The organism is Noviherbaspirillum humi (assembly GCF_900188095.1).
In the GTDB taxonomy this organism is placed as follows: domain Bacteria; phylum Pseudomonadota; class Gammaproteobacteria; order Burkholderiales; family Burkholderiaceae_D; genus Noviherbaspirillum; species Noviherbaspirillum humi.
The window spans coordinates 279,185-303,814 of sequence record NZ_FZOT01000004.1; the positions used below are offsets into that span (position 1 = coordinate 279,185).

24 protein-coding genes are annotated in these 24,630 nt (G+C 62.0%); 19 read left to right on the forward strand and 5 right to left on the reverse strand.

Features of this window, described 5'->3' with window-relative positions:
- The first annotated feature begins 119 nt into the window (after positions 1-119).
- The 7 genes from CHB88_RS09670 to CHB88_RS09700 all read left to right on the forward strand — a co-directional run bounded on the left by CHB88_RS09670 (position 120) and on the right by CHB88_RS09700 (position 10,568).
- Positions 120-1,904 (forward strand): OPT family oligopeptide transporter, encoded by a 1,785-nt coding sequence (locus CHB88_RS09670; RefSeq protein WP_089399104.1) that lies wholly within the window; start codon positions 120-122, stop codon positions 1,902-1,904.
- Between the two features lie 53 nt (positions 1,905-1,957).
- Complete coding sequence (locus CHB88_RS09675; protein WP_089399105.1) at positions 1,958-3,541, forward strand: flavin-containing monooxygenase; 1,584 nt, start codon at positions 1,958-1,960, stop codon at positions 3,539-3,541.
- 2 nt (positions 3,542-3,543) lie between these two features.
- Positions 3,544-4,527: an alpha/beta fold hydrolase gene (locus CHB88_RS09680; protein WP_089399106.1), complete on the forward strand. Its 984-nt coding sequence runs from the start codon at positions 3,544-3,546 to the stop codon at positions 4,525-4,527.
- 215 nt (positions 4,528-4,742) lie between these two features.
- A complete protein-coding gene (locus tag CHB88_RS09685) occupies positions 4,743-5,900 on the forward strand; it encodes an efflux RND transporter periplasmic adaptor subunit (protein WP_089399107.1) in 1,158 nt (385 codons plus the stop codon).
- Positions 5,900-8,986, forward strand: coding sequence for an efflux RND transporter permease subunit (locus CHB88_RS09690; protein ID WP_089399108.1), 3,087 nt, complete (start codon positions 5,900-5,902; stop codon positions 8,984-8,986). Before CHB88_RS09685 ends, CHB88_RS09690 begins: the two co-directional genes overlap by 1 nt.
- Positions 8,983-9,300 carry a DUF3240 family protein gene (locus tag CHB88_RS09695; protein ID WP_089399109.1) on the forward strand — a complete coding sequence of 106 codons (318 nt, stop codon included), beginning with the start codon at positions 8,983-8,985 and terminating at the stop codon, positions 9,298-9,300. Before CHB88_RS09690 ends, CHB88_RS09695 begins: the two co-directional genes overlap by 4 nt.
- A 5-nt stretch (positions 9,301-9,305) precedes the next feature.
- Positions 9,306-10,568: a TolC family protein gene (locus tag CHB88_RS09700; protein ID WP_176442395.1), complete on the forward strand. Its 1,263-nt coding sequence runs from the start codon at positions 9,306-9,308 to the stop codon at positions 10,566-10,568.
- A 211-nt stretch (positions 10,569-10,779) separates the two neighbouring features.
- Here the strand turns inward: CHB88_RS09700 and CHB88_RS09705 are convergent, their stop codons facing one another.
- The gene (locus tag CHB88_RS09705; protein ID WP_089399111.1) at positions 10,780-11,478 is read right to left on the reverse strand and encodes an esterase/lipase family protein; all 699 of its coding nucleotides are present in this window, start codon (positions 11,476-11,478) and stop codon (positions 10,780-10,782) included.
- 228 nt (positions 11,479-11,706) lie between these two features.
- Here CHB88_RS09705 and CHB88_RS09710 point away from each other — a divergent pair, with 228 nt between their 5' ends.
- From CHB88_RS09710 to CHB88_RS09740, 10 genes are all read left to right on the forward strand, one after another.
- On the forward strand, positions 11,707-12,210 hold the full coding sequence (locus CHB88_RS09710; RefSeq protein WP_245844863.1) for a phasin family protein: 504 nt from the start codon (positions 11,707-11,709) through the stop codon (positions 12,208-12,210).
- A gap of 417 nt (positions 12,211-12,627) precedes the next feature.
- Positions 12,628-12,903, forward strand: coding sequence for a hypothetical protein (locus CHB88_RS09715; protein ID WP_089399112.1), 276 nt, complete (start codon positions 12,628-12,630; stop codon positions 12,901-12,903).
- 219 nt (positions 12,904-13,122) lie between these two features.
- Complete coding sequence (locus tag CHB88_RS09720; RefSeq protein WP_143131201.1) at positions 13,123-13,443, forward strand: hypothetical protein; 321 nt, start codon at positions 13,123-13,125, stop codon at positions 13,441-13,443.
- A 133-nt stretch (positions 13,444-13,576) separates the two neighbouring features.
- The gene (locus CHB88_RS25850; RefSeq protein WP_281255006.1) at positions 13,577-13,711 is read left to right on the forward strand and encodes a hypothetical protein; all 135 of its coding nucleotides are present in this window, start codon (positions 13,577-13,579) and stop codon (positions 13,709-13,711) included.
- A gap of 9 nt (positions 13,712-13,720) precedes the next feature.
- Positions 13,721-14,029, forward strand: a complete 309-nt coding sequence (locus tag CHB88_RS24380) for a hypothetical protein (protein ID WP_143131202.1) — start codon at positions 13,721-13,723, stop codon at positions 14,027-14,029.
- Positions 14,030-14,107: 78 nt separating this feature from the next.
- Positions 14,108-14,599 (forward strand): BON domain-containing protein, encoded by a 492-nt coding sequence (locus tag CHB88_RS09725; protein WP_089399114.1) that lies wholly within the window; start codon positions 14,108-14,110, stop codon positions 14,597-14,599.
- A 28-nt stretch (positions 14,600-14,627) separates the two neighbouring features.
- Positions 14,628-14,762, forward strand: a complete 135-nt coding sequence (locus tag CHB88_RS25855; protein WP_281255007.1) for a hypothetical protein — start codon at positions 14,628-14,630, stop codon at positions 14,760-14,762.
- Between the two features lie 34 nt (positions 14,763-14,796).
- Positions 14,797-15,276 (forward strand): hypothetical protein, encoded by a 480-nt coding sequence (locus CHB88_RS09730; protein WP_089399115.1) that lies wholly within the window; start codon positions 14,797-14,799, stop codon positions 15,274-15,276.
- A 330-nt stretch (positions 15,277-15,606) separates the two neighbouring features.
- Positions 15,607-15,915 carry a hypothetical protein gene (locus tag CHB88_RS09735; protein ID WP_089399116.1) on the forward strand — a complete coding sequence of 103 codons (309 nt, stop codon included), beginning with the start codon at positions 15,607-15,609 and terminating at the stop codon, positions 15,913-15,915.
- A gap of 149 nt (positions 15,916-16,064) precedes the next feature.
- A complete protein-coding gene (locus CHB88_RS09740) occupies positions 16,065-16,397 on the forward strand; it encodes a hypothetical protein (protein WP_089399117.1) in 333 nt (110 codons plus the stop codon).
- Between the two features lie 110 nt (positions 16,398-16,507).
- On the opposite strand, the gene CHB88_RS09745 is transcribed toward CHB88_RS09740, so the two are convergent.
- Positions 16,508-16,807, reverse strand: a complete 300-nt coding sequence (locus tag CHB88_RS09745) for a hypothetical protein (protein WP_089399118.1) — start codon at positions 16,805-16,807, stop codon at positions 16,508-16,510.
- 1,045 nt (positions 16,808-17,852) lie between these two features.
- Complete coding sequence (locus CHB88_RS09750) at positions 17,853-19,853, reverse strand: helicase-related protein (RefSeq protein ID WP_089399119.1); 2,001 nt, start codon at positions 19,851-19,853, stop codon at positions 17,853-17,855.
- A gap of 247 nt (positions 19,854-20,100) precedes the next feature.
- Between CHB88_RS09750 and CHB88_RS09755 the strand changes: the two genes are divergently transcribed.
- Entirely contained in the window at positions 20,101-20,505 is a 405-nt protein-coding gene (locus CHB88_RS09755; protein WP_089399120.1) for a hypothetical protein, read from the forward strand.
- An 80-nt stretch (positions 20,506-20,585) separates the two neighbouring features.
- Here the strand turns inward: CHB88_RS09755 and CHB88_RS09760 are convergent, their stop codons facing one another.
- Together CHB88_RS09760 and CHB88_RS09765 are read right to left on the reverse strand one after the other, a co-directional pair.
- Positions 20,586-21,077, reverse strand: coding sequence for a hypothetical protein (locus CHB88_RS09760; RefSeq protein WP_143131203.1), 492 nt, complete (start codon positions 21,075-21,077; stop codon positions 20,586-20,588).
- A gap of 120 nt (positions 21,078-21,197) precedes the next feature.
- Positions 21,198-21,779 (reverse strand): GAF domain-containing protein, encoded by a 582-nt coding sequence (locus CHB88_RS09765; RefSeq protein WP_089399122.1) that lies wholly within the window; start codon positions 21,777-21,779, stop codon positions 21,198-21,200.
- Between the two features lie 1,784 nt (positions 21,780-23,563).
- On the opposite strand from CHB88_RS09765, the gene CHB88_RS09770 reads away from it, so the two are divergent.
- Positions 23,564-24,538: a LysR family transcriptional regulator gene (locus CHB88_RS09770; RefSeq protein ID WP_089399123.1), complete on the forward strand. Its 975-nt coding sequence runs from the start codon at positions 23,564-23,566 to the stop codon at positions 24,536-24,538.
- Positions 24,539-24,630: the final 92 nt, after the last annotated feature.

Here is a 24,630-nt window from a genome sequence, read left to right on the forward strand (position 1 = left end):
AGTTCAAACCCGGCAAGGCTGGCTTGCCGGGAGCTTGGCGGCGCTTTCGAGGTCACTACCTGGAGACGAGGCGCGCGCCTCCGTGATCGCAGGCAACCAGAACGAGGAGGCGCACGGCAATGTTCCAGCAGGAGAAGATTGGCCACGGAGAAGCCGCGGTAAGCCATCGCAGGACGGGACCGGTCATCGAACGCGAGCTGAGCCTGCGCGCGACGCTGACCGGCATGCTGCTCGGCGTCCTGCTCACCCCTTCCAATGTATATGCCGGCCTGAAGATCGGCTGGTCGTTCAACATGGCCATCATCGCGCTGCTGATCGGCTTCAGCTTCTGGCAGGGCATGGCGCGCCGCCTGTGGAATGGGCCGGAATGGACGCTCCATGAAAGCAACATCAACCAGACGGTGGCCTCGGCGGCCGCTTCCATCATCTCGGGCGGTCTGGTTGCGCCCATTCCCGCCTACACCCTGCTGACCGGCAACCAGCTCGATCCCTTGCCGATGATGGCCTGGGTGTTTTCGGTGAGTTTTCTCGGCATCTGGATCGCCTGGTACCTGCGACCATCGCTGATCAACGACAGCGGGCTCACCTTTCCCGAGGGCATGGCCACGCTGGAGACCCTCACCCACGTCTACAGCCATGGCGCCGAATCTGCGCGGCGGCTGTCGGTGCTGTTCGGTGCCGGCCTGTTTTCGGCGTCGGTGAAGGCGGCCGACACCTTCATTGCCGCCTTCCCGCGCTGGGCGCCGAATGCCCATTGGGAACGGCTCACCTTTACCTTCGATCCGTCGCTGCTGCTGTTCGGCTTCGGCGGCATCATCGGGCTGCGCGTCGGCCTGTCGCTGCTGATCGGCGCGGCGCTGGCCTGGGGCGGCATTGCGCCCTGGCTGCTGGCGCGGCATCTCGTGACGCTACCGGCAGACGCCGCCGGACCGCAGTTCTCCCTCCTGGTCAACTGGCTGCTGTGGCCGGGCGTCAGCCTGATGGCCTGCGCCACCTTGTCGTCACTATCGCTGCGGCTGCTGCGCCAGACGAAAGGCAATGGGGCATCCGGTAACGCCGGACGCGCATTCCGCCTGCCCCGGCCGCAGCCGGCGCCTGCCATCGGGCTGCTGCTTTCCATCGCGCTGGTGGTGACGCTGCAGGCGACGCTGTTCGGCATAGACGTCGTCATGGCTCTGCTCACCATTCCGCTGGCGCTGTGCCTGGCGGCGGTGGCGGCGCGGGTGGTCGGCGCCACCGGCATCCCGCCCATCGGCGCCATCGGCCAGCTTTCGCAGCTCAGCTTCGGCGTGGTGGCACCCGGCCAGGTGGCGATCAACCTGATGAGCGCCAATACCGCCGGCGGCGCGGCCGGCCAGTGCACCGACCTGATGAACGACTTCAAGGTCGGCATGCTGATCGGCGCCACGCCGGCCAAGCAAGTCGTGGCGCAATGCCTCGGCATCGCCGTCGGCAGCATCGTCGGCGTGCTGGTCTACCGGGCATTGATCCCCGATCCACAGGCAATGCTGTTGAGCGAGCAATGGCCGGCCCCGGCCGCCGCCACATGGAAGGCGGTGGCGCAGACGCTGGCGCTCGGCCTGGATTCGCTGTCGGCGGACATTCGCCTGGCCATCCTGGCGGGCGGCATCGCCGGCGTGCTGTTCGGCCTGCTTGAGTCGGCGCTGCCGTCAACACGCGCCCGACTGCTGCCGAGCCCGGCCGCGCTCGGCCTGGCGTTCATTCTGCCGGCGTCGGTATCGCTCATGATGGCGCTCGGCGCCATCGTGACCTGGCTGTGCGGCCTGCGCTGGCCCGGCCTGACGGAGCGCTATGCCGTCACCCTCGCCGCCGGCCTTGTCGCTGGCGAGAGCATGACCGGCATCGGCGCATCCATCTGGCAACTCGCCCGCGGAGGCGCATGAGCAAGGCTTATCGGTTAGGATAGGCAAAAAGACACGAGGAGACAGGTCCAGTCATGGATACGGGAAACGAGCAACGCGACCCGCGCGGCGCCGCTGCCGCCAACCCGGCGCCGGTGCGCAGTTCGATCGAGCACTTCGACGTCGTCATCGTCGGCGCCGGCCTGTCCGGCATCTGCGCCGCCTACCATCTGCAAGCCAAATTGCCGCACAAGCGCTTTTTGATCCTGGAAGCCCGCGATGCCATCGGCGGCACCTGGGACCTGTTCCGCTATCCTGGCGTGCGCTCCGACTCCGACATGTACACCCTGGGATACCGCTTCCGGGCCTGGCGCGACTCCCGCGCCATCGCCGACGGGGCCCTGATCCGGGAGTACATCGCGGATGCGGCGCAGGCCTACGGCATCCGGTCGAAGATACGCTTCAGACATCGCGTCGCCGAGGCCGCATGGGACTCCGGCAGCGCCACCTGGCGCCTGCGCGCCGAGGTCGGTGCCGAAGGCGACACCCGCATCCCGGTCGCCTTCACCTGCCAGTTCCTGTTCATGTGCAGCGGCTATTACGACTACCGCGCCGGCTACCTGCCGGACTGGCCCGGCATGGCAGACTATGCCGGCACGCTGGTTCATCCGCAGCACTGGCCCGCCGATTTGAACTACCGCAGGAAGCGCGTGGTGGTGATCGGCAGCGGCGCCACCGCCGTCACCCTGGTGCCCGCCATGGCGCAGCAGGCGGCCCATGTCACCATGCTGCAGCGCTCGCCCACCTACATGGTGTCCAGGCCGGCCGAGGACAGGCTGGCAGGCTGGCTCTACCGCCGCCTGCCGACGGGCGCGGCGGCGAGCGTGGCGCGCTGGAAGAACGTGCTGCTCGGCACGGCTTTCTTCAACATCGCGCGCCGCAAACCCGGCTTCACCCGCCGCCTGATCGAGAAAGGCGTAAAGAGGCAGCTCGCCGCGCATTACGAGGCGCGGCATTTCACGCCGAGCTACAACCCCTGGGAGCAGCGCCTCTGTCTAGTGCCGGACGGCGACTTTTTCCGCGCCATGCGCGACGGCAAGGCGTCCATCGTCACCGACGAGATCGAGCGCTTCACCCCGACCGGCTTGCTGCTGCGTTCCGGCCAACGGCTCGAAGCCGACATCATCGTTACCGCCACCGGCCTCAGGCTGCAGCTGTTCGGCGGCATGAAAGTATCGGTCGACGGGGTGGAGAAGAATGTTGCCGAGTCGCTGGTGTACAAGGGCATGATGTACAGCGGCATTCCCAATCTCGCTTCCGCCTTCGGCTACGTGAACGCCTCGTGGACCCTGCGCTGCGAACTGACGGCGGAGTATGTCTGCCGCCTGCTGCGCCACATGGAGCGCCGGCAGCTGCACTGGTGCATGCCGCAGCGGCCAACGGGCAGCATGCCGGAAAGGCCGGTGCTGGACCTGAGTTCCGGCTACGTCCGGCGTGGCGCCGATGTCCTGCCCAGGCAAGGCGCGCGCCAGCCATGGCGCGCCTACCAGAACTACCTCAGGGACCGGCTGGCGATGCGTTTCTCCCGTATCAACGATGGCACGATGCGCTTCGGCCGCGCCATGCCGGACACCAAAGCCGCCCAACCTGTCGACCCTGCCCCTCTCACCGCCACCTAACCATGATCCTGTTCTCCGTCATCCTCGCCATCGTCATCGCCGCTGCCCTCACGCTGCTCGGGCTGGCCCTCTTCGCTTCCATGATCGAAAAGAAGATCAACCAGGGCTTTCCGCCGCACGGCCGCTTCATCGACATCGACGGTACCTGCATCCACTACGTCGACGAAGGCGCCGGCCAGCCCATCGTCATGGTGCATGGCTTGAACGGGCAATCGCGCAATTTCTCCCATTCGCTCGCCGGCCGGCTCACCGGCGAGTACCGGGTGATCCTGATCGACCGCCCCGGTTCCGGCCATTCCTCGCCGCTGGCCAGCGGATCGGCCCGCATCAAGCACCAGGGCGATCTGGTGGCCGGCGTGATCCGGGCTCTCCAGCTCGAACGTCCGCTGCTGGTGGGCCACTCGCTCGGCGGCGCAATTTCGCTGTCGGTGGCGCTGGATCACCCGGACAGCATCGCCGCGCTGGCGCTGGTGGCGCCGCTCACCCACTTCCAGGAGGATGTGCCGACACCGTTCCGCGCACTGGCGATACGCTCGCCGGGCATGCGCGCGCTGTTCAGCCGCACCCTGCTGCTGCCGCTGGCCATCCTCAAGCGCAAGGAGACCATGGACGTGGTATTCGGCCCGGAGGAAGCGCCTATCGACTTCCCCACCGCGGGCGGCGGCCTGATGAGCCTGCGCCCGGCCGCCTACCTCGCCGCGGCGGCCGACATGCAGGCGATCGAGCACGACCTGCCGGGAATGATGCAGCGCTATCCGGAACTCTCCCTGCCGGTCGGCATCCTGTACGGCACCGGCGACCGCATCCTCGACTGGCGCCGCCACGGCGAAGCGATGCGGGACAAGGTGAAGCAGCTGAACCTGAAGACCGTCGAAGGCGGCCACATGCTGCCGGTGACCAATCCGGACGCCACCGCCGAATTCATCCGGGCCATGGCGGCGGAAGCCGAGAAGGCGCGGCGCGAAACGGTGGCGCGCGCCTCGTAGCGCCGCACGCTCGCGGCTCCCCGGTGCCGCATCCAACGCGATGCCCTTGAACGGCGACATCGCCCGCCTGCCCTGGCGCGCTCGCTGCACCGGCACGTGATCCGGCAAGTTTTCGGCGCATGGCGGGAAATCTTCCCTGGCGGATCCTGATTCATCGGGTTGCATGTTTGCCGCCCTCTCCGTAATATGGGCCGCGCCTCGCCCATGTCTTTCCTATGATCCAGCCAAACGAGAACAGGAATCGGTCCGCATCGATTCGCTCCACCCTGATTGCCGCGACGATGCTGTGCGCGGCGTCCGCCGCATGCGCCGCTGACTATCCGACGATTCCGCTCACCCCGGCGCAGGAAACCAATATCGGCGTGCGCGTCGAGAAGATCACCGCCGCCGCGGCCGGAACGGGCGCGGTATTGCGCCTGCCGGGCAGCGCGGTCTTCCCCACCCGGGCGATACAGTTGCTGAGCGCGCCCGCCGCCGGCGTGGTCGAATCCATCCAGGCGGAGCCGATGGAAGCGGTGGCTGCCGGCGCGGCGCTGGTCACGCTGCGCAGCCCGCAGCTGCTGCAGTGGCAGCGGGAGTACCTGCAGGCGGCGCTGCAAGCCCGGCTCGCCGGCGAAAAGCTGCGCCGCGACCAGGAACTGTTCAGGGAAGGCATCGTCGCCGAGAGCCGGCTGCAGGAAAGCCGTTCCAGTTTTCTCCAGCTCGAAGCGGCGCAGAACGAGCTGCGCCAGTCGCTGCGACTGGCCGGCATGAGCGACAAGGGCATCGCAGCCCTCGCCGACAGCCGCAACCTGTCCTCTACCCTCACCATCTCCGCCCCGCGCAAGGGCGTAGTGATCGAGCAGATGACGGCGATCGGGCAGCGCGTCGACGCCGGCGCGCCGCTGGCCAAGGTGGCGCAGGATTCCCAGCTCTGGCTCGAACTGCATGCCACCCGCCAGCAGGCGGCCCTGCTGCGCGAAGGCGATGCGGTTGAAGTCGAAGGCTGCGCCAGGCCCGGGAAAATCAGCGCCATCAGCCCGCAGCTGCAAGCCAGCAGCCAGACCTTGACGGTGCGGGTGCCGCTGCCCTCGGCCAGCGACTGCGTGCGCCCGAACCAGCATGTCGAAGGCGTGGTGCGCACCCGCGCCGCGCCGGAAGGCGCGCTGCGGGTCAGCGGCGCCGCCATCGCCGGCAGCGGCGAGCGCAATGTCGTCTTCCTGCGGCAGAAGGGCGGATTCAAGCCGGTCGAAGTCGAGGTCGTCGGGCGCGACGCCGGCTCGGCATCGGTGCGCGGCGCCCTGCGTGCGGGCGATGAAGTCGCCACCGGCGGCCTCGCGGCGCTGAAAGGAATGTGGCTCGGCCTCGGCAGCCCGGCCGGCGAAGGCAAATGATGCTGTCGCGCCTGATCGCCTTCGCGCTGTCGCAGCGCCTGCTGGTCCTGGTGCTAGCGATTCTGCTCACCGGCGCCGGCGCGCTCGCTTTCACCGCCCTGCCGATCGACGCCTTTCCGGACGTCTCCTCGACCCAGGTGAAGATCATCCTCAAGGCGCCCGGCATGACGCCGGAGGAAGTGGAGAACCGCATCACCGCGCCGATCGAACAGGAACTGCTCGGCATTCCCGGCCAATCGGTGCTGCGCTCGCAATCCAAGTACGCCATCGCCGACATCACTCTCGATTTCCATGAAGGCACCGACATCTACTGGGCGCGGCAGCAAGCCGCCGAACGCCTCGGCAACGTGCTCAAGGACCTGCCGCCCGGCGTTTCCGGCGGCCTGGCGCCGATCACCACGCCGCTCGGCGAGATGTTCATGTTCACCATCGAGGGCGAATTGTCGCTGGCCGAAAAGCGCACCCTGCTCGACTGGGTGATCCGGCCGCAGCTGCGCAGCATCCCCGGCGTGGCCGACGTCAATGCCCTCGGCGGCTTGGTCCGCGCCTTCGAGGTGGTGCCCGATCCGGCGGCGCTGGCGGCGCGCCAGGTGTCGCTGGCCCAGCTGCAGGCGGCGCTGGAAGCCAACAACCGCAACGACGGCGCCGGCCGGCTGGCCGACAACGAAGAGTCCCTGCTGGTGCGCAGCAGCGGCAACGTGCGAACCGTGCAGGACGTGGGCGCGATCGCCGTCATCCGGCGCGATGGCGTCACCGTCCGCGTCGGCGATGTGGCGGACGTGCGCATCGGCAGCCTGACGCGCTACGGCGTGGTGACCAAGGACGGCCGGGAGGAAGCGGTCCAGGGCCTGGTGCTCGGGCTGCGCGGCGCCAATGCGCGCGACGTGGTGAGCCAGGTCCGGGCCAGGCTCGCCGACGTCGAGAAAGCCTTGCCGAAGGGCGTCACCGTCAAGCCCTTCTACGACCGCGGCAACCTGGTGGACCGCGCCGTCAATACCGTATCGAAGGCGCTGCTGGAAGCGATCGTGCTGGTGCTGTTGCTGCTGTTCGCCTTTCTCGGCAACCTGCGCGCCGCCCTGGTGGTGGCGCTGATCCTGCCGCTGTCGGCGCTCTCCACCTTCCTGCTGATGCGCTGGTTCGGCCTGAGCGCCAACCTGATGTCGCTCGGCGGGCTGGCGATCGCCATCGGCATGCTGGTCGATGCCGCGGTGGTCGTGGTCGAGAACATCGAAGCGCACCATGCCCATCCGCACGCCGCCGCGCCGCGACCCCATTTGCAGGTCATTTACCGCGCGGTGCAGGAGGTGGCGGTGCCGGTGGTCTCCGGCATGGTCATCATCATCATCGTGTTCCTGCCGCTGGTGACGCTGCAGGGCCTGGAAGGCAAGCTGTTCACGCCGGTGGCGCTGACCATCGTGTTTGCCCTGGCCAGTTCCCTGGTGCTGTCGCTGACGGTGATCCCGGTGCTCGCCTCCTTCCTGCTCAAGCGAAATCCGCACGACTCGCCCTGGCTGGCGCGAAAGCTCGAAGCGCTGTATGGCCGGGTGCTGGACTGGACGCAGCAGCGCCAGAAGGCGGTGCTCGTCGCGGGCGGCCTGGCGCTGGCGGCGGCGCTGGCGCTGTATCCGCTGATCGGCAAATCCTTCATGCCGAGCCTGGACGAAGGGGACATCATCATGCAGGTGGAGAAGGTGCCCTCCATCAACCTCGCCCGCAGCGCCGCCATCGATCAGGCGCTGCAGGCGCGCATCTTGGCCACCGTGCCGGAGGTCGAGAGCATCGTCGCCCGCGCCGGTTCCGATGAACTCGGTCTCGATCCGATGGGCTTGAACGAGACCGACACCTTCCTGGTGCTGAAGCCGCGCGCGCAATGGCGCGACGATGACAAAGAGAAGCTGATCGACCGTCTTCGGGAGGTGGCAGCCGAATTTCCCGGCATGAACCTGAGCTTCACCCAGCCGATCGAGATGCGCACTTCCGAAATGCTCTCCGGCGTGCGCGGCGACCTGGCGATCAAGATCTACGGCACCGACCTCGACCAGCTGGATGCGCTGGCAGCGAAGATCGTGCGCATCCTGGAGTCGCTGCCGGGCAGCGAGGACGTGCTGACGGTGAAGAATGAAGGCGTGCAATACCTGCAGGTGGAAATCGACCGCGCCGCCGCCGGCCGCCATGGCCTGACGGTGGAAGACGTGCAGGCCGACCTGCGGGTGATGGTGGAAGGCCGGGTGGTCGGCACCGTCATCGAGCAGGGCCGGCGCCTGCCGCTGACGATACGCGGCGGCGAGGACCTGCGCATGTCGCCGGAGCTGTTCCGCAGCTTGCGCATCCCCCGTGCCGACGGCGATGCCATCCCGCTGGAAAACCTGGCGCGGCTGCAGCGGGTCGACGGCCCGGTGAAGATCGAGCGCGAGAATTCCTCCCGCATGGTGGTGGTGCGCGCCAATGTGCGCGGGCGCGACCTGGTCGGTTTCGTGCGCGAGGCTCAGCAGCGGGTCGCGCAGGAAGTGCCGCTGCCGTCCGGCTACCGCATCGGCTGGGCCGGCCAGTTCGAGAACCAGCAGCGGGCCGCGGCGAGGCTGGCCGTGGTGGTGCCGGTGGCGCTGGCGCTGATCTTTCTTCTGCTGTTCGCCACCTTCGGATCCCTGCGCCAGGCCCTGCTGGTATTCGCCAACATTCCGTTCGCCCTGATCGGCGGCATCGTCGCCCTGGCCGCCGCCGGCGAGTATCTGTCGGTGCCGGCCTCGGTCGGCTTCATCGCGCTGATGGGCGTGGCAGTGCTGAACGGCCTGGTGATGATCAATTACTTCAACCAGCTGCTGGCGCGCGGCGTGCCCGGCGCGCAGGTGGTGCGCAACGGCGCGTTGCGGCGGCTGCGTCCGGTGCTGATGACCGCCGGCATCGCCGGCTTCGGCCTGGTGCCGCTGCTGCTGGCGACCGGCCCGGGTTCCGAGATTCAGCGCCCGCTGGCTATCGTGGTGATCGGCGGCCTGGTCAGCTCCACCCTGCTGACGCTGGTGCTGCTGCCCATCCTGTTTCAGAAATTCGGCATGCCGCAAGCCGGCGCGCCTGCGAGGACCTCATGACGCCTACCGCCCCCGATTGCCTGCTGACCCTCGCCATCCCGGCACGCCTTGAAGAGGCGGTGCTCGATCATCTGCAGGCGCATCCCGAGTGGGTGGACGGTTTCAGCGTGACTACCGCCGAAGGCTACGGAAGCGCCATCATGCTCGAAGCCGCGCTGGAAAAGGTGCGCGGCCGCGCCGCCCGCCGACAGATCGTCTTGCCGCTGCGGCAGGACCAGGCCCACGCGCTGCTGGCCAGCCTGCGCGAGGCATTCCGCAATCCGCAGATGTCCTACTGGATGACGCCGCTGGTCGCCTGCGGTAGCTTTGCATGAAGCGCATGACGGTCAGGCGCGGTTGCGCAGCGCTGGCGTTGCTGCTGGGCGCGGCGGCGCGGGCGCAGGACGATTATCCCGCCCTGCTGCCGCCGGAACCCGCCGTGCGCGCCGCACTGGATCGGACGCCGGAAGTGCGCGCCGCCCGCGCCCGCATCGACTTCGACAGCGCCGAATCGCGGCGCCTGCGCACCGGCGCGCATGAATGGGTGGCGCGCGCCACCGTGCAGCGCCGCACCGAGGCGGATGGCTTGCGCTACCGCGAACAGGGCGTGGCGCTGGAGCGTCCGGTGCGCTGGTTCGGCAAGGCCGGCAAGGATGGCGCGCTGGCCGACCAGCAGCTGCAGGTGGCGCAGTTCGCCTATGCCGATGCCTGGCATGAAGCCGGCCGCGCCTTTCTGCGCTTGTGGTTCGACGCCATTCGCGAAGCGCGCGCCGCGGCCTTGCTCCAGGAGCAGGTGAAGCTGCTCGAGCAGCAGGCCGGCATCGCCGCCAAGCGGGTCAAGGCAGGCGATGCCCCGCGCATGGACATGATGCTGGCGGAGACCGAACGCGACCGCCTGCTCGCCGTTCAGCAGCAGGCGATGCAGCGCGCCGAGCGCACCAGGCTGGAGCTGGACAGCCGCTATCCCGGATTGCCCTTGGCCATGCCGGCACAGGTGCCGGCGCCAAATGCCGACGCGACCGGCATCGAGCAATGGGTGCAGCGCATCGTCTCGGAAAACCACGAGATCGAACTGGCCGATGCCCAGGCCGCATTCGCCAGACTGGCGGCGCAGCGCCGCAGCCTGGAGCGAACGCCGGACCCGACCGTTGGCGTGCACATGATGCAGGAGCGCGACCGCCAGGAAAAGATCGTCGGCGTCACCGTTTCCATTCCCCTCCCCGGCGCCGTCCGCGCCGCCCAGGCCGACGCCAGCGCAGCCGAAGCGGCGGTGGTGGCTGAAAAAGCCCAAGGCGTACGCTTCCGCGTGCAGCGCGAGGCTGCCGCAGCGGCCATGAGCGCCCGCGCCGCCTACGACAACTGGGCAAGCCTCGCGCGGCTGGCGCAGCGCTCGCGGGACACTGCCGCGCTGCTGTCGAAAGCGTATTCGCTGGGCGAGGTAACGATAGGCGAAGCGCTGCTGGCGCGGCGCCAGTCCCTGGAGGCGGAAGCCAGCGCCGAAGCCGCCCAGGTGGAGGCCTTGCAGGCCCGGGCGGCGCTGATGCTGGATGCGCATCTGTTCTGGGAGGCGCAGGAGGATGCGCCGACCCAGTCAAGACCATGATCGAAGGGAGCCGGTGTTTGGTCATCGCATGGCGGCATACCTGCGAAGCTGGTACAAGACACGACACGGCGCGGCGAACCTGCCAGCTTACGAGCCGGCAGGAAGAAGGCCGCATCCGTTTTAGGTCTCCGGTGCAAGCACCGTCATCGCTCGCGTGGCAGCGGAATAAGCGCTGGGCGACTGCACACTTGGCACCCTGAAAAATTTTCGATCATCTCACTGCCCGTGCATGGACAGCATCGCCGCCGCATCGGGCAAGCAAGCCAGCGATAATCGACAGTACTTCCGGATGGTGCACGAGCCCCATGTGACTGACATCATCGACTGCGATGGCGTGATGGTTGTGCAATGCCGATGGAACACAACCCTGCCATGCCACCAATCCATCCGACTTGGAATAGATCGAGAAGGCAGGGACGGCGGCGACCGCATCATCATCGATTCCGTGATGGCTCGCTGGCGCGGCACCGGCGTGACGCAGCTCGGCATAAGGTGTGCCGAGCGTGATTATCTGGCGTATGTAGGCGGGATAGCGCTGCAGAAGTGCCCGGGCATACAGGCCTCCCAGGCTCCAGCCGACGAGCGTCACCGTTCGCCCGTCCCGTTCCGCCAGCCGCCGCAATTGCGTCGCCAGCTGCGTGATCCAGGCCTCCAGGTCGCCCCCCGGAAGCTGGTTGACGCCGTGCTCCCAATCATGAACCTCGTAGTCAAGTTGCTGCAGACGTGAGCGCAGCACTGCGGTGGCGCTCCCGGAGGCGCCAAGACCGGGAAAAACGATTACTGAATGTCCATCCCCTTTTGGCAGGAGCTCGAGCGAAAGCGCATTCCCTGCGAAAAAGTCGATCATTGAGCGCACTGGCTCGAAAGCGAACAGCATCGCTGAAGACGGCGGAATATTGGTGATATGCATAATGCTCCATGGAAGCTCGAATGAGCATTGAGTTCGGATGCCTATTATGCTGCGTCGCGGAAGAATTACGCGATATATATTTGCTGAACTATTTAAATCACCAATGAAACTCTTGGTTTGCTGCATTGCAAAAATATATATTGAACGTTCCGCTAACTGGCTTCTCTGACCTTACGTTGGCCCCTTGTACAGATAACCGCCTGTATAAAAATTTTATTAGGAATTTTAATGAATAACTTCTTTCAATCGTTCTCCTCCCCCGCAGTGAATGCGCAGATCGAAGCGCAATTTGCGTTCTATGCCGACGTGTCGAAGAAAATGTTCGAAAGCATGCAAAAGCTGAACGAGCTCAACATACAGGTCGGGCAAACCTTGATGGAAGAAACGCTGTCCAGCACCCGGCAGGTGATGCAGGCTGAGGATCGTATCGAGGCCTTGTCGATTGCTGCCGGCCAGGCACAGCCAACCGCAGAAAAAGTCCGTGCCTACAACCAGCACGTGCAAGCCATCCTCGCTGAAGCGCAGGTCGGCATAGCGAAGACTGCCGAAACGCATACGCCGAACGCCACCCGCACGGCTGAGGCAGTCGTCAGGGAAGTGGCGCAAAAAGCCTCCGACCAGACGGCGAAGGTGACACAGCGGCAGAAGGAAGCACTGGATAAGCTGACCACGCCGATTCGCGGGACTGGCGAACGCAATCAGTCACCTAACGGCAGCACTCGCGCGCAATAATCTTCCTGGAGCGCATGCATGCAAAAGCCGCGGCATCTGCTGCGGTTTTTTATTGTGCGCGCCAAGCTTGCAACTCTTCGCGAGCAGTCGGCGGTATCCAGCGGCATAACCGCAAAGTCGGCTTTCCCGAACATGACGAATGCCTCAATCCTGGCAAGCGAATCGTGCAGCGCGGATGCAAGGCGATGAAATCGCGCCGATAGCAAGGAGTGCGATGCGCGTCTTGGACCGCAGGAAAATAATCGTCCACATCCCGCATCTCGCCTCGCCGGCCGCTTCCAAAAATATAAATATAAATAAAGCTTGCCTTCCGGTGTCTTTAGGCCCACTCTTAATGAGTCCGATGCCGCTAACCGCCCGTCTCCGCATCGGTAAATTACGACCTTCCAGACGGTCGGTTCCGCGCAAGGAACCGCCATGACCATACCTACCCTTGAGTACCGGGGCTTCCTCCTAAGTGCCTATTCGCAGAAGCTCTACCCGACGCACAACGATCCGTATGCGAGCGGTCCAAGGCGGTTTTCCGCCGTAGTGCGGATCGACAGCAGCCGCATGGATGAACTCGCTGCTCAGCGCTATCAGTTGAGCTCGACGGCCAGCTTTCCGGACAACAGCGACAAGGCGATCGATCTCGCGATGGAGTATGGGAGAGATATCATCGATGGCCGGGTTCAGGCGCTCCCGCTCAACTAATGCGCGTTCAGTTTTCCGGCCGCGACATCCTGGCTTGATACAGAGCTTCCTCTAACGAAGAAGGAATCTGCATTTCAGGTTCGCAGGCGAGACGCGAGCTGGAGCGTACGCAGCAGCGCATGCGACGCCCTGCCGGGCGCGCATCTGCACCAGCCGCCGGCATTTGCCGAACCGCTTCAAACTCGCCAGTAATGGTGTTTACAACCAAGAAAGCACATCATGTCTCATAACAAGCAAGCCCCTCACTGTGCGAATGCCAGCAGCTTGAGCCGCACCGCAGTGCCCTGCGAAGCCCCGGAGGCCGCTTCGACGCTTGACCATGAAAAAGTGGTCGAAAATCGGAGCAGGAAGCAACCTGGCCTGTTTTCATTTCGCAGCGATATCAGCAATCATCAGCCGCTGGACGGCTCCAGGTCCATGTTCTTCATTGATTCCACCGATTACCAGGTGCATGCCAATCTTGAGCAGCCCACGGAGGCGGAGCGACACCTGTTGGCGGATTTGAACATTCCCTACAGGGACCAATACTACCGATATTGAGTGCGCAGCCTGGCTGCGAGTCATGAACAGCGTGGTGCAACTGCGTAACGAATACCCTCGACCAAACCGGATAGCCGGCAAAAGGCCGTGTCATCTGGTTTGCACTTAATCAGTACCCACCCAAGGAAATACGATGAGCAAGATCAGACAAAGCAACAAGGAATCAAAAAAGAAGCCAATCTTGACGCCGAGGGAAAAGAAGGCGGCCAAATCGGCGAAGCAGGCCAAAAGCCACGGTCCGGACCTGTCCCGGGTAATCGTCCGCTGAGGGGCCAACGTGAAAAATCGACTGAGCACCTTGCCTGGCGGGCAGCTCGCCGCGCTTCATTGCTCCATCGTGGAGCATATGTGCAGACTGCACAATGCAATGTTCAGCGGTTTTTACGCGCATTACCTGATTCGAAGCGGTGCGCAACATTTACCTGAAGCGCATCGCGACGGCGTGCCGGAAAGCGACGATCTGCGTCGCGAGCATACGCTTGACGAGGCATTGATGGAATCTTTTCCGGCAAGCGATCCGGTCGCAATTAGCCTTGGGCGAGTCACCCCCAAGAAGACCCGCGCCATAGCGGCAGACGGAAGCTGATTCCCGGCTACCGAAGCGCATTTCCGCAATACGAGGATTCGCCGTATCGCCGAACCCTCATTTCCAAGGAGCGCTGCCATGAACTTCTACCGGCTGGCGAAAGTGGTGAAACGCAATGACGCGCTTCCCATTGCAAGTAAGATGTTTGTCACCGACGCCGATATCAAGCGCCGGTGTGAACACGCACTGGAAAAAATAAAGGCAAGCAGGGACCTGGAGGTCACGGTCATGGTGACGTCCGGATGGGTAATGCTGTCGGGTACCGTTGCCCATGGCGGCGAGCGCTGGGCAGCAGAGGAAGCCGTCAGCAGCGTTCCTGGTGTCCTCGGAGTCAACGCTCAGATCCGCGTGCGGAATCTGGACCTGGAAGACGAGGTCAGGGGAAACGTCAGCATCGCCTTGGCTGATGAAGCCTGCCCTGCCCCGGCTGATGTTGGCGTCAAGGTCGAGCAGAAGCGGGCTACGCTGAGCGGATTCGTGCATTCCCCGGCTCAACGGCGCGCTGCCAGGAATGCTGCCGAGTCGACGCAGGGAATCAAGGAAGTCATCGATGACATCCTACTGATCTAACAGCGGAAGATTCTCCGCAGCGCTGCGAATGGAATCGGCTCTGCCTGGCCGAAATCCGGTCGACGGCAATGACGGCTTTGACCGGCGCGGGCTGGTGGTCGATGTCTCGGATTTTGCAGATTTGTTGAGCACCTCTAGGGCGTCGCCGTCGGATTTTCTGTGACTGATGTGTAGCTAGTGCTAGTGAGGCGGTGAAAATGATCAGCATCCTGGTTTCAATGGACGAAAGAGTCGCATGCGAGGCAATTGGTCAGGCGGCTAGCCTTGGCATGACCTTCAGTGAATACGCTGAATGGCGTTTGAGCTTTCCGCTTGATCAATCTATCAGCACCCAGCCGGCGGAATCGCAGCAAACCGCCACAGAGATAGCCGAAGAGATATTTCTCTATGCGCTTGACAAGCCTGTCAGCGCGATCGGGAAAGAAGGCGCACGCGAAAGCAACGAGTACCTGGTTGAGGCGCTTTACAAGCAAAAGCCTTTCACGACAGATTGGAACGAACTTGACCATGGTATTCGAGCCATGATTGGAAAAGCATTCAAGCGGCGGGTTGACGAACAATCCGTAAGCCACGCCGCCATGAGTGAACCAAAAAATAATTCGCCGAAGGTTGTATTCGTCAGGCGCAGTCCGCATAACCAGGCCATCTATCTGACAAAAGACGTCCAAAGGCGCTAAGTGTCGAGCAGTTGCGGCTTGATTTAATGGCAACACCTTGTCAACCAGCGGGCGCGCAAGCGATGGCGTAACCCCATGCGGGGCGTTTAGCGAGCGTTTTCTCTGCAACGAATAAAAACCGGTTTTCACACAGGTTGATGCTGCGGATTTTCGGCACAGTGCTTGAAAAAACCAGGAGTGCCGCCAGCTCAGCTTATTGTTGCAAATTGTTTCAAACCGGCGTACAACCAATAATCGGTACCCTTCTATTTCGGTTGGCCCAGACGAAGCACCGTCGGCCCGCACCTGCTTACCGGCGCGCTTACCCACCAGCGGTCAGGAGATGAAGCCATGAGCGCCTTCAGTGACAATCCGATTGTCATGCAGCTCGGGAAGGTTGGACTGTTCAGGGAGTGGCTTAAAGATAGTGCTTTTGACTACCGTATTGGCGCCATCGACATCATCGAACGCCAGGATGGAAGCGAGGAGCTGACCTTCGACTTGAACCGAGGTGACAGCCTCGTTTCGACGTTCGACTCCGTCGATGCAGCGCTGAGGTTCCTGGCGGATCCCATGCTCACCAGCGCCTTCGAAAATTACCTCCACGGCTTCACGCGTAAGCGCTTGGGCCGTCTCCAAGATCCCGTGGGAAAAATATAGCTTCCGCATAACGCAGGATGTGCCGGCAATTCAGAAGACAAACGCCTGCAGGGAAGCCGCGATGGTCCGTTCTCCTCGCGTTTCGGTGAACGGAGTTGGCCGAAACGCGCGCATTCGTCCCGTGAACGCAGCCCCAAGGAGTAGAGGCAATGATCGCCCCGCACACCCCTTCCAGCGCCGACATTGCGCTGATGTCGGAACTCGGAATTCGATTCGACGGTCGAGATTATCGTTATCGGGAGTACCGCTACGAGCAATTGAAGGACGCGATCAACTATGCCCGACTCGAGCAAAAGGAGTCGAATCATCGCCCACCGCCGGAAATGGCGCCGGTATGGGTTCCTCCTGAAATGCCGACGGCAGAAGAGCTGAGACGGATGGATGAATTCGGCGTGACCTTCGATGGCAGGTACTACCACTATGCCGAGTTTCGGTATGACCGCTTGGCGGATGCCGTCAAGTACGCGGCCCTGACACGTTGACCTACCCGATGCCGCAGTCCCAGGCCCGCCGCACTTGAGCATGCGCGGAAGTGACTATTCTCGGAAGCGAAAGCGCGCCGTGGACCAGCAGTGCTTCAAGCAATCGGTCATCATGGCGATTGGACGTCTCCCGGCGCTCTGACGATTGCATGCAAGGCGCTGCTTACATCGGCCTCGATTGACTGTACCCAATATCCTGCAGCGTCCAATCGCTTGAGCATCGCGACGTATTCGGCAATGCCCTCGACCCCGATCAAGCGATAGATCTGGCCGGCTTCGTTTTCGACCCCAAGCCACATGACAGATCCCTGGCTAGCCTCATGCTCCTTATGAAGGCCGAAAAGGCGTGTCAGCGCATTGTCTGAGTCAGGTTGCTGGCAGCTCTGAATAAGTATCGTTGTGATGTTCATCGTCGTTAAGCGTCATCCGACTCGGCAACCACATTTCCATGGCCAGGTGAAACTGGTTGGAACAGGATCCTCACCTGCGGAACAAGTAGTCAAGTGCGCCGAATGCAGTGCCGTATGGAGATGGCTGGATTTTCTCTTACTGGCCCGTTAATGGCCGAACTGGATAGGCAAGCTCTGGAAAGCAAGCGCTCAATTCCCTTGGGAGCGACACTATTGACCAAGTTATCGGAAGCCGGTCGACTTGAGGCAGGCCTTGTCGGGTTGCCTCTGTCAGCCCCCGCAGGGAATCGAAGCTCTTATATTTTCATTTTTTGCGGAGTTACGAAATTATGGCATTTGGAAAAACGAAGCCGCCGGTGCACAGCATTACGATTACATGCCATGTATAAGTCCATCTTTCCTTGCCAGTCATCACTCCCCATGCCTTCACGGGAGGGTCTTGCTTAACTTCGGAGGGTTCCGCTTGCATCGGGATCGGTTTCGGCGTTTCCATAGTTGGCTCCAGCCAGTTGAAGTGACACTTCGCTCATGCCGGTCATATGCTGAGAGGTGTACACCTAAGGTCACTATAGGCTCATTTCAAAGTTGTGCCTGAGCTTATGAAACTATTTTTGTTATTCGCCGGTTGATCTCATGCCTGTGACATGCCTCGACGCCGCCACGAATCAGGTATTGGGTCAACCGTGCCGCACACGCGGCCATCTCCATGTTCGTCGCCGGAAGCTAGCCGCCCGATACTTGTGGTGGGTGTTTTCCACCACCGCCATGGATAGGGTTTAACTGTGCTCGGCTGCACCATCGTAGATGAACGCACTGGTGAAGCTTGCTGGCAAGTGATCACGGCCCATGCACGATCCACCGTCGGTCAATCCAAAGCCGCCGGGGTTTTATTTGCTTTACGACCGTTGAAATGGCGCTGCGGCTAGTCGGCGAGCAGACAAGGCGGTGAATCCACGCCGCTGCCCATAGGTATTTTCTGAGTTGAACGCCGCTCTGCCAGAGAGCAGCGGCGCCGATCGACGTCAACGCTTCCCTGGTCTTCTGATCAAAATCGCTTCCGCTTCTTCCTCATCGTCGCATTCTGCGATTGCAGGATGCCATCCACCCGCTCCGACGCCTCCCGCGCCAGCCGCTGCGCTAGTTCGATGTCCGGGAAATACGCCGGGATGCGATACCCGAGCCATGCATAGGCCGAGAACAGCCGGCAGCTGTCCTCCACTTCCTGCAGATTGTGATTCCAGTTCTGCAGCTCCGCATGGCGCTGCAGCAGGTAGGGATGCTTGCGCGCGAGTGCCCTCGCCCACTGCTGCCAGGCCTGGTGCAGCGAAGGCACGCGTGACGATACCGGCACCAGCGACAGCGTGAACTTGTCCGCCACCGACAGCGGCAGCGTGTCCAGCCACAGTGCCCGTTCCGCCTGTTCCTCGGTGATGCGCGGCGTGAAGAATCCGTCCGGCACATCGATATTGAAGGCGAAGCGCTTCAACAGCTTGGACAGCGATTGCTCGCCCGTCACCGAGGCGATGCGGTTCAGATGCTCCAGCGTCGGCGCCACCGCGAAACCCACCAGCGGCACCGGCGCCGGCCGCTCTTGCAGCAAGGAGCGCATGACGTAATGGGTTTCTTCGTCGTAGCCGGCGACGAAGCCTTCCTCGTGCACGCCGTAGCGGCCGGCGCGGCCGGCGATCTGGCGCGCCAGCGCCGCCGACAGTTCTTCCTCTTCCACCCCGTTGAACTTGCTGACGCTGGTCATCACCACCCGCTCGATCGGCAGGTTCAAGCCCATGGCGATCGCATCGGTCCCGACCACGATGTCGGCCTCGCCCTCGCGGAAGCGGGCCGCCTGCGCCCGCCGCACTTCCGGCGACAGATTGCCATAGACGGTGGAGACGGAGAAGCCGGCCTCGGTGATCAGATCGCGCCACATCAGGACCTCGCGGCGGGAGAAGGCGATCACCGCGTCGCCCCGTCGCAGGTTGCGCAGCTTGCGCACCGGCCCGTGTTCCATCGACAGCGGCCCCTTGCGCTTCAGGACGTGCACTTCCAGCGGGATTTCCATGCGCTCGGCCAGCGCATGGATGGCGCGCCGCGCTTCCAGTGCGCCGACGAGATAAACCGTGGTAGCTGGCGCCCCGCATACCGCCGCGGTCCAGGCAGCGCCGCGGTCGCGGTCGGCCAGCATCTGGATCTCGTCGATCACCGCCACATCCACGCGGGTCTTGGTATCGAGCATTTCCACCGTGCTGGCAACATGGGTGGCGCCTTCCACCATGCGCCGCTCCTCGCCCGTCACCAGGTTCACCTTCAGGGGCTCGCCGTGCGGCCGTGCTTCCAGCAGGCGTTCGTAATTTTCCAGCGCCAGCAGGCGCAGCGGCGCCAGGTAGACGCCGCTCCTGGCCTTGGCCAGCGCTTCCATCGCCTGGTGGGTCTTGCCGGAGTTGGTCGGGCCGAGCAAGGCAATGAATTTGCGCGGCAGGCGCCGCGCCATCTCGAAAGACTCCGGATATTCAGCCAGGTTGATGCTCTGGCGGGTGCGCAGCGCCCTGTCCTCTTCCTGCTGCCGCTCGACCGCATGCTCCAGGCGCTGCTCGATGCGGCCCATCACATGGTCGACCGGCTCCGACACTTCCTTGACGGCAAGGGAGCGCAGGAAGGGCATGGGATCGAGGCCATAATCCGCCGCCTGCTCCGCAATCAGCATGGCGAAGTCCTGCACCTTGGCATGCAATGCGGAAGCGACTTTCGCATTCACCCGCTCCTGCACCAGCTGCAGCCGCGCTTCCGGCTTCATGTTGCGCCACTTGCCAGCCTTGGCCAGCACGCCGGTAGGCGGCACCAGGTCATAGGGCACGCGCAGCTTTTCCGGGCCGATGACGACCTCGCCCGCGAACCGCACCAGCACCCGGCCATCCTGCTTCACCAGGTCGGCGCCCTGCTGTTCCACATGGCGTTCAGCCGCCAGGCCGTCCACCTCGCTTGGGGCGTCGTCCGCGGCCGTCTCGCCAGGGTCGATGTCGCCGTTCAGCTGATCAACCTCGTTTTGCATGCGCTTGTCCTTTGCCTGTTCGTGTCGTGTCCTTGGGTCATCCCGAGTGACCATGGAAAGCCCTCGTGGTTCGGCCAGCCTCTGTCATGGGACTGGTGGGACCGCGATGGGTGAACCGGCAATTTTATCCGGGCCGGGGCCGAACTTTGGGCTGTCTTGGCCACCTATACAGAACAAGCGCATCCGTCACTGCGGCGTCGAGGCGGCAGCCTGGATGCCGGATCATGACATTAACAGGAGAATCATCATGGCTACCACCCTCGTCAGGGTATTCGACCTCACCGAAAACGCCGAGCGGGCACGCAATGAACTGCTGGCAATGGGCATTCCCAGAGACTGTATCGACCTGACCGCCACCGGCGACGAGGCCGGCCCGGTCGTCGGCAACGGCTATCTGGACGACAAGGACACCGGTCACGGCCCGACCGGCGGCAGCCTGGTGCGCGAAATTCTTCCCGGCGGCGCGGACCGTACGGACGCCTACAACAACTCGACGCCCATCTGGAACGGCAATTACATCATGACCGTGGCCATGGATGACGAGCGCCAGTTGGCCGCGGCGGCCGACATCATGGAGCGCTGCGGCGGGCTGGATGTGGAGGCGCGCAATCGCCGCGCTCATCCGGACGCTGCCAGCGCACGGCGCATTTGAACCCTCGATCGCCGTTTTGCTGACAAGACGGCGGGTTGATCGAGGCAGGGATGCCGCTCAATGCGGCGGCTCTGCCCTGCTCAATAGCGACGGCGTCGCAGGAAGCGGATCACGAGGAAGATGACGAGACCGATCAGTATCAGGCCGAGGAAGGAGATGCCCTCTCCACCGCCGTCGCCATAGCCCTGGCCGTATCCCGGCGCGGCACCTGCCGTGCCATGGGACATCAGCGAGCCCAGTCCTATGCCCGCCAGCAGGCCGCCCATCACGCCGCCCCATGGACTGGCCTGGCGCTGCGGCACCGGCTGCGGCATGCGCTGCGGCGGCAAGGCCTGACCGTAGGGGGCGGTCGGTACCGGCGCAGGCCGGCTGGCATAGCGGCCCGGTGGTTCATATTGGGGCTGGGATTGCGGCGGCAACCGTGACGGCGCAGGCGGCACCGCCTGCCGGTTGATTGCAGAGGACTGGCGCCCCGTCGACCGCTTGCCGCCCATGCGCTGCGCCTGCGCTTCGGGCAAGGCAACCGCGATACAGGCAAACAGCAGCAGCCAGGACATGAGAATGCGTTTCATGAAATCGTCCTCCGGAACGGCGACGCCCCGCAGCCGGGGCAATGTTGTCGATTCCTTATGGACGCTCGCCGAAGTCCAACGTTCCCGCGTTCCTGCAGCGGAACAGGCCACGCCTGCCGCTCAAGCCTCGCCTTCCCACGCGCCCTGGCTGCTCTGTATGCGCAGCGCGCTGGTGGCATGGGCCGCAAGTTCGGTCACGATGCGCAGATCCTCACGGTCGAATTGCCGCGTGTCATCATGCGACATCACCCAGATGGCGCCATAGGACTGGTGAGCTTCGCGGAACAGCGGCACGACCAGGCATTCATGCGCCGGCACTTCCATGTCGCGGATGCAGGTGAAATAACGGTCGGGATAATGAAAGAGCTGGGCCGAATTCCGTTCCAGCGCGAAGCCGCAGGGACTGTTCCAGCTCAGCCGGCTGCCGCGCTGTTTCTGCAGCTTGCCGGCCACCGCTTCCCAGACGAAGTATTGATCCCGCCCGGCGCCGCGCAGCAGGCTGACCCCGGAAGATCCGGCGCGGCACAGCTTCAGGTTCAGCTGGCAAAGCGCGTCGAGAATGGCGCCTCGTCCATAGGACATCTGTCGCGCCAGATGGGTAAAAGCGGATCGCTCCGCGCGCAGATCCGGCATGCGCCCGCCGCGTGCCAGAAGTTCGTAGGTAATGACGACATCGTTCAGCCGAACCGCATCATCCTGCATTCTCCCCTCCCCTGTACGCAGCCGCCTCGGCGCGATAACGCCCGGCAGGCTATCGATTTGTCATTGTCAATCGCAAGCGACTACCTTTCCTCATTCACATGTTTTACGTAAAGTAAAGTTGATTATGGAAAAGCAGGTGTTGATGAAGCGCAAATCCGCTTTGGACGGATTAACGTCTTCGCGTTCGTTTCGAAGGTGGATGACCTTCAAGCCCACCGCGCCTGCCCTGGCCAAGTGCTGCGTAACAACTTGGGCAAAGCGGCCCAGTTGACAGTGTCAAGGTTGGCAAAACACGCCGCCATTGGAAATGCCAGCCAGGGATTTGCCGATCGGATTCTCTAGGCGATAGGAAATTGAGGCGGAAATGGCAGTTCTTCCGGCGTAGGTTCTTCAGGGTGCGGCAATTCCGGTTCGGGCTCAGATACCGGCGGGCGTTCAGGCTGCGGCGAAGGTGGCTGTTTTTCCGGGAGAACGGGCGCTTGGCCGGGGGATTCAGGCTGTGAGGTTAAGCGATTCATCATTGTAACGCCTCTTCAGGGCAATAATCCGGCTTCAGCCTATTCCCTGCTGCCTGGCATGTATTGATATCCCGCAGTTGAACGCTGATGTGCTCAAGTTCTTCGAGCGGTGCGCCTTGTGTCCCGCTTCACGTCAAACTCCCATGGCCTATAACGCTTTCCGGACTTCTCCCTCAGTCGCGCGGCGGGAGTTAACTGACCCGTCTCCCTGAATGCAGCCGAGACTAACGGTATGCATGCTGTGTATCAAATCCGTTTGAATTTGCTCTGGAAGCAATGCGGCACAGACCAACATTAATCTTCGTATCCGCCCATGTCGAGAATCACATGAATCAATAAGCGCTTGAGACATTTGTTTGAACATAAATGGAAGCAACTTTTAAAAAATAGATAAGCCAGAACAAAATTAAGCACAACTTCTTTTATTAAAAGATATTTGGTTGTATGAGCCTACTGCATCTCAGCGCTTTTAATTCGATGCCTGAAAATACAAATTATTTATAGCGGCTCAAACTCATGTCAGTTGCTCTCAGCTGCTATGTAGGATGCCACATTCGCAAAAAATCACGTTACGTTATAAAAACAAAACAGAACTACCGACGGGAACGACTCATGTCTTTTAACCCGCAAAGAGGAAGACGTTCCACATCGGTCCACACTAGTGATGCCGCTAAAAAAGCCGCTACATTGCATATTGCAGAAAATCATTCCTTGAAGCCAACGGAGAAGTATTGCCCAGTCGCCGTAGTTGTATTTGAATCAGTGAGCCGTCGGCAACGAATAGTTTGAATTGGACTTACTTGATGCAAAGTCGGTGTCTCCTGAAGACAACGGCCGCATCGAATCGAGTTTTCTAAACGACCGGTCTTTCCTAAACGACTGCAGGCAATCAGAAAGCAATTCTACCTTCGTGTTTCAACTCAATTTCATAAAATGCGGATGACAAGAGCCGTTTTAACCAAATTTTTTTATCGATTCAATCTGCAACAAACGCATCTATAAGATAAATTTATATAGCATCCATACAGCATCTTTACACATGGAAGCTTCTCTAAAAGACACCTTATAAAAGAGAAATGCTTCACGTAATGCAGGTGATGTAAATCAAACAACCTATCTGGATGATGTCACTTTTTTAACCATGACGTCATAGACTAAGTCCCTCAACAGGAAAAAGAGAGCAAGCTGCAGTTCATTTCGAGACAGGAAAACCATCACAGTGCAAGCCGATAAGCGACTGTGTCCTTAAATGAAGGAGAAGAACGTATGCCTGTCCACTCTATGACTAACAACGAAGCCACACTTTCCGCAGAAGAACACGGACCCGGTCATATTCCGAGGTTCCAGACCGATTTGAAGCAATGGCGAACATTGCTGGCGGTTGTTCGGCATGGAAGTTTCGCTAACGCAGCGAGCCATCTCAATGTTAGCCAGCCGGCAATCAGCTACACGATTGCAAAAATGGAAGATCAGTTGGGCATGTGCCTGCTGCAGCATAAGGGGCGCCGCGCCGAACTGACTGAATCCGGACATTTTCTGCTGGAACGGGCGCGCCACTTGTTACTTCAAGCAGCGGCTTTGGAGCGAACTGCCGAATCGATACGGTTGAGCGTTCGACCTGTCCTGGCTATCGGCGTTGAATCTGACTTTTTCATCGATTGGCTGCTCCCCAAGCTGAAGAAATTTTCGCTTGAAAATGGAAGCAGCCGAATCAGGCTTACAGAGTTGAGCAGTCGGGGGCTTGAAGAAAATCTTTGCGCTCAAACCATCGATCTGGGCATTGCATGCAGAATCCCGCCCGGATTCCTGGGCGAACATCTGCTGGAAACAAAATATGTCCCCGTCGCGCATCCAGACCATCCGCTTCATCAGCTAAACCGCCCGTTGATCAAGGAAGACCTCGAGCGCGAGGTGCAAATCGTGACCGATCGCAGTGGCTTGAGCGAGGCCAATCCGGACTTGCTCGCCGCAGCCGGCATACAATGGAAAGTCAACAGCATCGTGACGGTAGAAGCTGCAGTAATGGAGAACTTGGGCTATGCGTGGCTACCGATGATGCGTGTCGAAGCCGCCATCAAAAGACGACAATTGGCGCTGTTGCCTCTAGCAGAAGGTCAGGTTCGCATGGTTCAATACTTTGCCATCTACGCACGCCCCGAGGCACGACAAGCAAAAGCATTCTGCGGGATGCTAAAGCATGCGAGTACGAGCAACATGATGAACTCACTCGCATTGCGATGAAATCGTTCTTCAAAAAATAAGGACCTCGAACAGGAAGGCAAGAAAGATCATCGACGCAGCGTTAATACGGCGAAATCGAGCGCCATCGAAGC

Coding starts and splice junctions, on each gene's coding strand:
- CHB88_RS09705 (WP_089399111.1), bottom strand. CDS start 11,478: ATGCATATCACCAATATTCCGCCGTCTTCAGCGATGCTGTTCGCTTTC.
- CHB88_RS09750 (WP_089399119.1), bottom strand. CDS start 19,853: ATGCAAAACGAGGTTGATCAGCTGAACGGCGACATCGACCCTGGCGAG.
- CHB88_RS09700 (WP_176442395.1), top strand. CDS start 9,306: ATGACGGTCAGGCGCGGTTGCGCAGCGCTGGCGTTGCTGCTGGGCGCG.
- CHB88_RS09675 (WP_089399105.1), top strand. CDS start 1,958: ATGGATACGGGAAACGAGCAACGCGACCCGCGCGGCGCCGCTGCCGCC.
- CHB88_RS09755 (WP_089399120.1), top strand. CDS start 20,101: ATGGCTACCACCCTCGTCAGGGTATTCGACCTCACCGAAAACGCCGAG.
- CHB88_RS09690 (WP_089399108.1), top strand. CDS start 5,900: ATGCTGTCGCGCCTGATCGCCTTCGCGCTGTCGCAGCGCCTGCTGGTC.
- CHB88_RS09725 (WP_089399114.1), top strand. CDS start 14,108: ATGAACTTCTACCGGCTGGCGAAAGTGGTGAAACGCAATGACGCGCTT.
- CHB88_RS09730 (WP_089399115.1), top strand. CDS start 14,797: ATGATCAGCATCCTGGTTTCAATGGACGAAAGAGTCGCATGCGAGGCA.
- CHB88_RS09710 (WP_245844863.1), top strand. CDS start 11,707: ATGAATAACTTCTTTCAATCGTTCTCCTCCCCCGCAGTGAATGCGCAG.
- CHB88_RS09680 (WP_089399106.1), top strand. CDS start 3,544: ATGATCCTGTTCTCCGTCATCCTCGCCATCGTCATCGCCGCTGCCCTC.
- CHB88_RS09685 (WP_089399107.1), top strand. CDS start 4,743: ATGATCCAGCCAAACGAGAACAGGAATCGGTCCGCATCGATTCGCTCC.
- CHB88_RS09765 (WP_089399122.1), bottom strand. CDS start 21,779: ATGCAGGATGATGCGGTTCGGCTGAACGATGTCGTCATTACCTACGAA.
- CHB88_RS25850 (WP_281255006.1), top strand. CDS start 13,577: ATGAGCAAGATCAGACAAAGCAACAAGGAATCAAAAAAGAAGCCAATC.
- CHB88_RS09745 (WP_089399118.1), bottom strand. CDS start 16,807: ATGAACATCACAACGATACTTATTCAGAGCTGCCAGCAACCTGACTCA.
- CHB88_RS09760 (WP_143131203.1), bottom strand. CDS start 21,077: ATGAAACGCATTCTCATGTCCTGGCTGCTGCTGTTTGCCTGTATCGCG.
- CHB88_RS25855 (WP_281255007.1), top strand. CDS start 14,628: ATGGAATCGGCTCTGCCTGGCCGAAATCCGGTCGACGGCAATGACGGC.
- CHB88_RS09770 (WP_089399123.1), top strand. CDS start 23,564: ATGCCTGTCCACTCTATGACTAACAACGAAGCCACACTTTCCGCAGAA.
- CHB88_RS09670 (WP_089399104.1), top strand. CDS start 120: ATGTTCCAGCAGGAGAAGATTGGCCACGGAGAAGCCGCGGTAAGCCAT.
- CHB88_RS09735 (WP_089399116.1), top strand. CDS start 15,607: ATGAGCGCCTTCAGTGACAATCCGATTGTCATGCAGCTCGGGAAGGTT.
- CHB88_RS09740 (WP_089399117.1), top strand. CDS start 16,065: ATGATCGCCCCGCACACCCCTTCCAGCGCCGACATTGCGCTGATGTCG.
- CHB88_RS09695 (WP_089399109.1), top strand. CDS start 8,983: ATGACGCCTACCGCCCCCGATTGCCTGCTGACCCTCGCCATCCCGGCA.
- CHB88_RS09720 (WP_143131201.1), top strand. CDS start 13,123: ATGTCTCATAACAAGCAAGCCCCTCACTGTGCGAATGCCAGCAGCTTG.
- CHB88_RS09715 (WP_089399112.1), top strand. CDS start 12,628: ATGACCATACCTACCCTTGAGTACCGGGGCTTCCTCCTAAGTGCCTAT.